This is a genomic window from Streptomyces palmae (genome assembly GCF_004684805.1).
Taxonomy (GTDB): domain Bacteria; phylum Actinomycetota; class Actinomycetes; order Streptomycetales; family Streptomycetaceae; genus Streptomyces; species Streptomyces palmae.
The window spans coordinates 1-3,359 of the sequence record NZ_SRID01000543.1; the positions used below are offsets into that span (position 1 = coordinate 1).

Below are 3,359 nucleotides of genomic sequence, written 5' to 3' on the forward strand. Positions count from 1 at the left end.
GGCTTCGCGCTGTGGGCGGGCGGGGCGGAGGCGGTGGAGCTGTGCCTCTTCGACGACCTGGGCCAGGAGACCCGGCGTCCGCTGACCGAGTGCACCGAGCAGATCTGGCACGGCTTCCTGCCCGGTGTCCTCCCCGGGCAGCGGTACGGCTACCGGGTGCACGGCCGCTGGGACCCGTGGACCGGCGCCCGCTGGAACCCGGCGAAGCTGCTGCTCGATCCGTACGCGCGGGCGGTGGACGGGGAGTTCGGCGGCCCCGGCTCGCCCGGTCCGGGGGCGGGCCCGCTGCCGCCCGAGGTGTACGGGCACGTGCGGGACTGGCCGCAGCAGCAGATGGCGGACACGGTGCGGGACGAGCGGGACTCGGCCCCGCACGTGCCCAAGGGGGTGGTGGTCGGCGACGGCCCCGACCAGGCCGGGGGCGTGGCGGGCGACTGGCGGCGGCCGGGCACGCCCTGGGCCGAGACGGTGCTGTACGAGCTGCATGTGCGGGGCTTCACCCGGCGCCACCCCGGGGTCCCGGCCGCGTTGCGGGGCAGCTACGCGGGGCTGGCGCACCCCGCCGCGGTGGAGCACCTGACCCGGCTGGGGGTGACGGCGGTGGAGCTGCTGCCGGTGCACCAGTTCGGGCACGAGGACCATCTGCTCCGCCGCGGCCTGCGCAACCACTGGGGCTACAACTCCCTGGGCTACTTCGCCCCGCACGCCGGATACGCCGCCACCGGCACCCTCGGCCAGCAGGTGGGCGAGTTCCGGGCGATGGTGCGGGCGCTGCACGAGGCCGGGATCGAGGTGATCCTGGACGTGGTCTACAACCACACCGCCGAGGGCGGCGAGCTGGGCCCGATGTTCTCGCTGCGCGGCATCGACAACCCCGGCTACCACCGGCTGGCCCAGGACCCGCGCCGCTACGCGGACTACACCGGCTGCGGCAACACCCTCGACGTAGCGCGCCCCCCGGTGCTGCGGCTGGTCACCGACTCGCTGCGCTACTGGGTGACGCAGATGGGGGTGGACGGCTTCCGCTTCGACCTGGCCACCGCCCTCGCCCGCGGCGCGCCGGAGGTGGACCTGGCCGGCTCGGCGTTCCTGGCCGCCGTCGCCCAGGACCCGGTGCTGCGCCGGGTGAAGCTGATCGCCGAACCCTGGGACGTCGGCCCCGGGGGCTACCGGACCGGCGGGTTCCCGCAGCCCTGGAGCGAGTGGAACGACCGCTACCGGGACACCGTACGGGACTTCTGGCGCGGCGCGCTGCCGGACGTGCGGGACCTGGGCTACCGGCTGTCCGGCTCCAGCGACCTGTTCGGCTGGGGCGGGCGGCGGCCGTACGCCTCGGTCAACTTCGTCACCGCCCACGACGGCTTCACCCTGCGCGACCTGGTCTCGTACGACCGCAAGCACAACGAGGCCAACGGCGAGGACAACCGGGACGGCAGTGACGACAACCGCTCCTGGAACTGCGGTGCCGAGGGCCCCACCGACGACCCCCGGGTGATCTCGCTCCGCGCCCGCCAGCAGCGCAATCTGCTGGCCACCCTGCTGCTGTCCACCGGGGTGCCGATGCTGCTCGCCGGCGACGAGTTCGGCCGCACCCAGGGCGGCAACAACAACGCCTACTGCCAGGACAACGAGATCGGCTGGCTGGACTGGGCCGACGCGGACACCCCGGCCGGGCGGGCGCTCACCGCGTTCACCGCCCGGCTGGTCGCGCTGCGCCGCGCCCATCCGGTGCTGCGCCGCGGCTCCTTCTTCACCGGCCGCGCCCGGTCCCCGGGCGGGCCGCGCGATCTGGCCTGGTTCACCGCGCACGGTACGGAGATGACCGAGGCCGACTGGTACGCGCCGGTGGCCGCCTTCGGGATGTACCTGTGCGGGCGGCAGATCCCCGACCGGGACGCCCGGGGCGCGCCGGTCACCGACGACAGCTTCCTGCTGATCCTGCACGCCGGCCCGGACCCGGTCGGCTTCACCCTGCCCGGGCCGCCCTGGGCCCAGTGGTACCAGCCGCTGCTGGACACCTCGGCCGAGGACACCGCGACCGGCGACCGCCGGCCGTCGGCGCCCGGCGCACGATGGGCGGCGGGCGGCGCGATCCAGGTGCCGGGGCGCTCGGTGCGGCTGCTGAAAGTACTGGTGGACGCGGGTCGGTGAGGAAAACCACGTGAGTCCGATCAGCAAAAAATCGTAGGCTCACCGCTGATGTCTGCCACGCCTCGTATCTCCCGGAAGCCCGATCCCGCCTCCGCCGAGGACTCCGAACCCGGCGCCATACCGGACCCCGCGCCCGACGACCGGTCCACGGTGCGCTCACTGCTGCGCCTGTGGCCGTATGTGCGCCCGGTGCGCGCCCGGCTGATCACCGCCTGCGGGGTGGCGATCGTCGCGTCCTGCCTCAGCCTGGTGATCCCGCTGGCGCTCAAGTGGATGGTGGACGGGCCGGTGGCGGACCGGGACCCGGGCGGGGTGTGGCTGGGCGGTGCGCTGCTGCTGGGGCTCGGCCTCGCGGAGGCGGGGCTGTTCGGGCTGCGCCGCTGGCTGGTGGCCCGTCCGCTGGCCGGGGTGGAGGCCACCATGCGGGCGGACCTCTACCGGCATCTGCAGCGGCTGCCGGTCTCCTTCCACGACCGTTGGCCCTCGGGGCAGTTGCTCTCCCGCGGCTCCACCGACCTGATGCTGGTGCGCCTGTTCCTGGCGTTCCCGCTCACCTTCCTGGTGGTCAACGGCGCGACCATCGTGGTCGGCTGCGTGATCCTGCTCTCCCAGGAGTGGACGCTGGGGCTGGTGCTGCTGGCCCCGCTGCTGCCGCTGCTGGTGCTCTGCTCGATGTTCGAGTCCCGGTACTCCGTGGCCGCGCGCACCGCCCAGGACCAGTTGGGCGATCTGACCACCGTGGTCGAGGAGAGCGTGCTGGGCGTCCGCATCATCAAGGGCTTCGGGCAGCACCGCAGCCAGGCCCGCGCCTTCCGCGCGCTGTCCGACCGGCTGCGCACCACCGAACTCCGCAAGGCGCGTCTGCTGGCCACGCTCTGGGCGTTGATCATGTCGCTGCCGGAGCTGGCGATCGGCGCCGCCCTGGTGCTGGGCACGGTCCAGGTGGCCGACGGCGACCTGTCGGCCGGCACCCTGGTCGCCTTCCTCTCCACCGCGTTGGCGCTGCGCTGGCCGGTGGACTCGATCGGCTTCCTGCTGGCCCTCAGCCAGGAGGCGGCCTCGGCCGCGGACCGCTACTTCGAGGTGATGGACTGCCCGCCGGCCGACCAGGCCCCGGCCGGCGCCGACGGTGCCCCGGCCGAGTCCGGCCACTCCCTGACCAAGGCCGACCGCTCCCCGGCCGCACTGGAGCTGGTGCGCGGCGAGAC

The 3,359-nt window shown here is 74.2% G+C and carries 2 protein-coding genes; both read left to right on the forward strand.

What is annotated here, in order from left to right; translation table 11 throughout:
- A partial coding sequence (glgX, locus tag E4099_RS30620; protein ID WP_135342359.1) for a glycogen debranching protein GlgX occupies positions 1-2,151 on the forward strand: 2,151 nt, incomplete at its 5' end.
- A 48-nt stretch (positions 2,152-2,199) separates the two neighbouring features.
- A partial coding sequence (locus tag E4099_RS30625) for an ABC transporter ATP-binding protein (RefSeq protein WP_135342360.1) occupies positions 2,200-3,359 on the forward strand: 1,160 nt, incomplete at its 3' end.